Origin of the sequence: Kocuria sp. ZOR0020, assembly GCF_000800955.1 — a bacterium.
GTDB lineage: Bacteria > Actinomycetota > Actinomycetes > Actinomycetales > Micrococcaceae > Kocuria > Kocuria subflava.
The window spans coordinates 1-6,092 of sequence record NZ_JROX01000096.1; the positions used below are offsets into that span (position 1 = coordinate 1).

At 65.7% G+C, this 6,092-nt stretch carries 4 protein-coding genes; 2 read left to right on the top strand and 2 right to left on the bottom strand.

Features of this window, described 5'->3' with window-relative positions; all coding sequences use genetic code 11:
- Positions 1-1,850, bottom strand: a 1,850-nt coding sequence (gene leuS / locus L979_RS06520; RefSeq protein ID WP_047690675.1) for a leucine--tRNA ligase, incomplete at its 3' end; no start/stop codon positions are given.
- Positions 1,851-2,090: 240 nt separating this feature from the next.
- Between leuS and L979_RS06525 the strand changes: the two genes are divergently transcribed.
- Both L979_RS06525 and L979_RS06530 read left to right on the top strand, forming a co-directional pair.
- Entirely contained in the window at positions 2,091-3,110 is a 1,020-nt protein-coding gene (locus tag L979_RS06525; RefSeq protein ID WP_052209602.1) for an alpha/beta fold hydrolase, read from the top strand.
- A gap of 3 nt (positions 3,111-3,113) precedes the next feature.
- Positions 3,114-4,256 carry a glycosyltransferase family 1 protein gene (locus L979_RS06530; protein ID WP_231559427.1) on the top strand — a complete coding sequence of 381 codons (1,143 nt, stop codon included), beginning with the start codon at positions 3,114-3,116 and terminating at the stop codon, positions 4,254-4,256.
- 19 nt (positions 4,257-4,275) lie between these two features.
- Here L979_RS06530 and L979_RS16250 read toward each other — a convergent pair.
- On the bottom strand, positions 4,276-6,092 hold a 1,817-nt coding region (locus L979_RS16250), incomplete at its 5' end, for a primosomal protein N' (RefSeq protein WP_047690683.1).

The window sequence follows — 6,092 nt, forward strand, 5'->3', positions numbered from 1 at the left end:
CCCAGGTCCACACCGTTGCCCAGCGATTTGGACATGGCTCGCCCGCCGTTGAGCACCTGACCCTGGTTGAGCAGACGGTCAAAGGGCTCGGTGTGCTCGATCAGCCCCAGGTCATGAACCACCTTGGTGAAGAACCGGGCGTAGAGCAGGTGCAGGATGGCGTGTTCAACACCACCCACGTACTGATCCACCTGGCCCCAGCGGCGCACAGCTTCAGGGTCAAGGGCGGCTGCGTCGTCGTTCGGGGAGACGTAGCGCAGGAAGTACCAGGAGGAGTCCACAAACGTGTCCATGGTGTCCGTGTCCCGCTGCGCGGCACCGCCACAGGAGGGGCAGGCCACGTTGACCCAATCCGAAGCTGCTGCCAGCGGTGACTGGCCCTTGGGCGCCAACTGCTCACCGCGCAGGTCATCGGGCAGACGCACGGGCAGCTGGTCCTCCGGCACAGGAACCTCACCACAGGAATCGCAGTGGATGATGGGGATGGGGGCACCCCAGAAACGCTGACGGGACAGCAGCCAGTCACGCAACCGGTAGTTCACAGTGGCTTCACCGGTACCGGCCTGCTCAATGAGCTCTACTGCCCGGGCGATGGCCTCCGCCTTGGACAGACCGTCCAGGGCACCTGAGTTGATCAGGCGGCCCTCACCCGCGGTGGCCACGCCACTGACTGCGGGGTCCTCGTCCTCGGTCTCCACCACCACGCGCACGGGGAGGTCAAAGCTCCGGGCGAAGTCAAGGTCACGCTGGTCATGGGCGGGCACGGCCATGATGGCACCCGTGCCGTAGTCGGCCAGCACGTAATCAGCAGCCCATACGGGCAGCTTCTCACCGTTGAGTGGGTTCACGGCGTAGCGGCCCAGGAACACACCGGTCTTCTCCCGGTCCGTGGACTGGCGCTCGATGTCGGACAGCGCCTTGACCTGCTCCCGGTATGCATCCAGTTCAGCAGCTCGGTCCTGGGTAACCAGCTCCTTGGCCAAATCCGCATCCGCTGCCACCACAAAGAACGTGGCCCCGTGCAGGGTGTCCGGGCGGGTGGTGAACACGGTGACCTCCCGCTGCCCGGCCGAGCCGGGGGCGTCGTCGATCACGAACTTCACGTGAGCACCCTGCGAGCGCCCGATCCAGTTGCGCTGCATGGCCAGAACGCGCTCGGGCCATTTGCCCTCCAGCTGGGACATGTCATCCAGGAGGCGGTCTGCGTAGTCGGTGATGCGGAAGTACCACTGGTTGAGGGCCTTTTTGGTCACCAGGGTGTGGCAGCGTTCGCAGGCCCCGTCCACCACTTGCTCGTTGGCCAGCACGGTCTGGTCCTTGGGGCACCAGTTCACCGGGGAGTTCTTGCGGTAGGCCAGGCCGCGGGCGTGGAACTGCAGGAAAAGCCACTGTGTCCAGCGGTAGTACTCGGGATCGGAGGTGTGCAGCTCCCTGTCCCAGTCCACGGCAATGCCATAGCGCTTGAAGGAGGCCTTCTGGGTTTCAATGTTCTTGTACGTCCACTCGGCCGGATGGGCGTTGCGCTTGATGGCGGCGTTTTCTGCCGGCAGGCCAAAGGAGTCCCACCCGATGGGGTGCATGACGTCGTATCCACGCAGTTGCCAGTAGCGGGCCACCACATCCCCCATGGCAAAGGCCTCGGCGTGACCCATGTGGAGGTCACCGGAGGGGTAGGGGAACATGTCCAGGACGTAGCGGCGGGGCTTGGATCCGTCATCCAGGGGGCGGAACACCCCCTGTTGCTCCCACCAACCGCCCCAGCGGGCTTCAAGGTCAGCGGCGTTCCACACCTGGGCGCCATCCGCGTCTGCGGTGGCCTGGGTTGCGGTGGTCTCCTGCTGCGTGCTCACGTGCCTCGCCTTCGAGCTGTGCGTTGGTGGTGGTGACTGGCTGCCGCGTTGTCGGCTTCCGCAAGTTACGGGCGGTGGCCGGATCGGGTCAGGGCAGACCGTGCCATTCTAGCCCTGGACCACGGGTGTGCGTGCCTGTTCTTCAGCGCCCACTCAGACCCGCTGCCTAGACTGGTCACGGCTGCACGCACGGTGCATCGCCTGTGGTGCCCCACCTGCTCACACGTCTGAAAGGAACCCATGCTGGAGAACCCCCGAGCCGAACGACGCAGTCTGCGCCTGGACGGTTACAAGGTCCGGTACTGGTTCTACGACGTCGACACCAACCCCAAGCCGCTTCTGGTCATGGTCCATGGGTTCCGCGGCGATCATCACGGATTGCAGTTGGTGGCTGATGCCTTGCGGGATCGCTACCACGTGGTGGTGCCGGACCTGCCGGGATTCGGGCGCTCCGAATCATTCCCGGATGATGCCGGGGAGGACAGCACGCACAGCGTGGCCAATTATGTGCGGTTCCTGCGGGAGTTCATCCAGGCTCTGACCGATGGCACCGTGACCCCGGACTCCGATCACGGCATTGCCCTGCTGGGTCACTCCTTCGGCTCCGTGATTGCCGCCCACCTGGCCGCGGAGTCACCGCGCATGGTGGAGCGTCTGATCCTGGTCAATCCCATCAGCCAGCCGGCCCTGACCACGGACAATGCCCTGGCCTCCTCGATTGCTGACACCTACTATTCGCTGGGTTCCAAACTGCCGTTCGGGCTCGGGGACAAACTGCTGCGCAGCAACACCGCCACGGACATCATGAGCCGGGAGATGACCACCACTCAGGACCCGGAGATCCGCGAGTACATCGTCAACCAACACCGCGCCTACTTTGGCAGCTACGCCAGCAACAGGGTTCTCCGGGAGGCCTATCAGGCATCCACGGAGGGCACGGTGGCGGAGGTGGCCCCACTGTTGACCATGCCGGTTCTGCTGATCACCGGCGGCAAGGACCCCATGGGCAGCCCCGCTTCCCAGCAGCGGATGGCCGCGTGGATCCGACGCCGCCTCACCCACGACTTCCCAGAGGTCGGCCACCTGATCCATTACGAGAAAGCACCCGAGGTGGCGGAAATGGTGGACCAATTCCTGATCGGGCCCGCTCCGGAGCCCGTGGAGATCCACGACGAACTGCCCAGCCTGGACCTGGCCCGACCCAACACCTCCCAACTGACCCAGCTCTTGCCCGTGGTCTCACGACGACGGAGGCGGTGAGCCGTGCCCGCTGCCGACATCACCCGTCTGGTGATTGATGCCCGTTACGTCAAGGTGGGGCGCCATGACGGGATCTCGCGCTACGTGACAGGGCTTTCCCACGGTGTGGCCCAGATCCTGCCCACCCGCCCTGATCTTGACGTGCAGGTGATGGTCTCCGACCCCCGCCAGCTGGACAAGCTGCCGGATCTTGCCTGGTTCATGGGGCCGGATCCCGTCTCCGCCAAGGAACTTGTGACCGGTCAGGTGCTCAATCGCCACCGTCCGGACGTGGTGTTCTCCCCCATGCAGACCATGGGTGCCATCCGGCGCAGGTTCGGGCTGATCCTGACCCTGCATGACCTGATCTATTACGACCACCCCACACCCCCGGGACATCTCCCCGCTGCCGTGCGGGCCGGATGGCGGTTGTTCCACAAGTCCGTGCTGCCCCAGCGTGTGGCCCTGAACCGTGCGGATGCGGTGTCCACGGTCTCCCACACCTCGGCGGAGTTGATCCGCCGGCGCGGGCTGACCAAACGCCCGGTGCACGTGGTGCCCAATGCCGCAGACGCCCACCAGGTGGTTTCCGTGGAACAGGCCCACCGGTTGTGGGAGGCGCGGTCACGGCAGGATGCTGCCCACAAGCTGATCTACATGGGCTCTTTCATGCCGTACAAAGACGTGGAGACCCTGGTGCGCATGGCAGCTCTGCTCCCCCACCATGAACTGCACCTGGTCTCAGGGATCAGTGATTCCCGACGCCAGGAGCTCACCGATCTGGCACCGCACGCTCGGTTGGTTTTTCACAACGGGCTGGACGATGACGCCTACCGAAACCTGTTGCAGCAGGCCACTGCCCTGGTTCATGCCTCACGGGCAGAGGGCTACGGACTGCCCCTCATGGAAGCCATGAGTGCCGGAACACCTGTGGTGTGCTCCGCAATCCCGATTTTCCGTGAAGTCGCAGGCAACGCGGCACTCTACGCCCCAGTGGGTGATTCACGAGCCTTTGCAGATGCCGTTCGCGTCCTGGGCGACCCGGAGCGTGCTTGGCCCCTGGTGCAACGTGGTGTGGCCATCGCGGCAGCCTCCACGTGGGAGTCTTCAGCCAGGGAACTGCTGAGCGTGGTGGACGACGTCCGGCGTCGTCGTCTGGCGCCGTGAGGCCACCTGAGGGAGGGCGTCACAGGAGGTCAGCCACATCACAGCGCACCTGCACCGGCGCTGAGCGCCGCAGGGCTGAGGCCTCGGCTCTGGCGGCGCGCAGACGGCGCGTGACGTCTGCTGCCACCGAATAGGGGAAGAACAAGAGCACCCTGTGGCTCTCCTCCTCCGTGGATTGTCCGTGGGTTTCAACGGGTGCTGGGCCGATCAGGCGCACAGAGGGGTCATTGTCACGCAGACCGGCAAGCCCCAGGAAATCCTGGACCGCATCAAGGGGTCCGGTCACCGCTGCGGAACGAACCGCCGGAGGCAGGTGCAGGGCACGACGCTCGGCCAGTTCCCGGACCGCATGCCCCGTGGGATCCCACCGCACCAGGGTGTTGACGGCCCGGGTGTGCTCGGAGGTGATCACCACCGTGCCACCGTCTGGAGCCGCACGCACCAGGGCAGCTGCCTCGAACCAGCGGTTGAGGGTTTCGTCCTCGGCGCGCAGCCCCTGACGGAACAACATCCGGTCACCGTCCAGCAGCAGGGCGGCGGCATAACCTCCATCTGCCCAGGGTTCGGCACCTGGTGTGGCCACCACCAGCGCCGGCTGTGCCGTCACACTGCGGCGCACCGCATCCCCGGAGGAGGCGATGACCGGCACCTGAGGAAACGCTCGTCCGAGTTCCTCAGCCGTACGTTGGCTGCCCACGCTCGTCATACGCCACCCTGTGGAGGAACACACCCCGCAGGACCAGGCCAAGGCTTCCCGGGAGCACCATCCACACACCGGCATCTGGCCGTGACCACCAATGCGCAACGGACCGTCACACACGGTGCACCGAGCAGGCTCCCGGCAGCGGTCGCAGGCAATCGTGGGTGCGTAGCCCGCACGGGCCACCTGTACCAGAACCGGCCCACGTTCCAAGGCTTGGCGGGCCACCCGGTAGGCCGTTTCCGGAAGGCGCGCCCGCCCTGCCAGAGAGTCCCGCTCGGCATGCCAGGAATCCGCGGTGGCCACGATCCGCGGCATGTGCCGCCGCAGAGCGTCCCGCTCGGGTTTGAGCTGCATGGCCCAACCTGTGTCCACCAGACGCTGAGCCTCCGGGGACACGGCGTGGGAAACCAGCAGCAGGGACAGTCCCTGGGCTTCGCTGCGCAACAGGGCGACGTCACGGGCATGGTGGTAGGGGGCGCGCTGCTCCACCAGATTGGTGTCTGCATCGTTGACAACCACGATCAACCCGGGATTGTGCACCGGCGCCCACACGGCCGGACGAGTTCCCAGCACAACGCAACGACGCCCGTGCAAGACCTCCAGAAACGCGCGATACCGGGGCGTGGGCTTGTCCTCGCTGTGCAGACGCGCCACCATCTCAGAAGGCACCACGGCATCCACGGCTGCCTGCAACCGATCCAAGGTCTTGGCATCCGGGACCACCACCACCGCACCGCGTCCCTGCGCCGCCGTGGCCGCCACGGCATGAGCCACCAGATCCAGAGCGTTGTGCTCCGGGTGGGAGGGCAAGGCTTGCACCACGGCGCGTACCGGCTCGGCATCGTCAGTCGCCTCGGTCAGCTGCTGCCACACCGTGGCACCGTTCTGATAGAGCTGCCAGAGCCGCAGTACGTCCTCAGGCACCACGACGACGCCCGGAGCATCCGACTCGTTCACTGCATCCGACTCCCGGGCTGCATCAGAGTCCGGAACTGCACCAGACTCAGGGACAGCATCAGACCCCGGACCAATGTCCGACTCGGACGAAGAACCTGTGGATTCCTCGGTGTCTTCCGGGTCTGTGGCCAGCATCTGTGCGGCACGCTTCTCCACGGCAGCCACTCGCGGCGGAA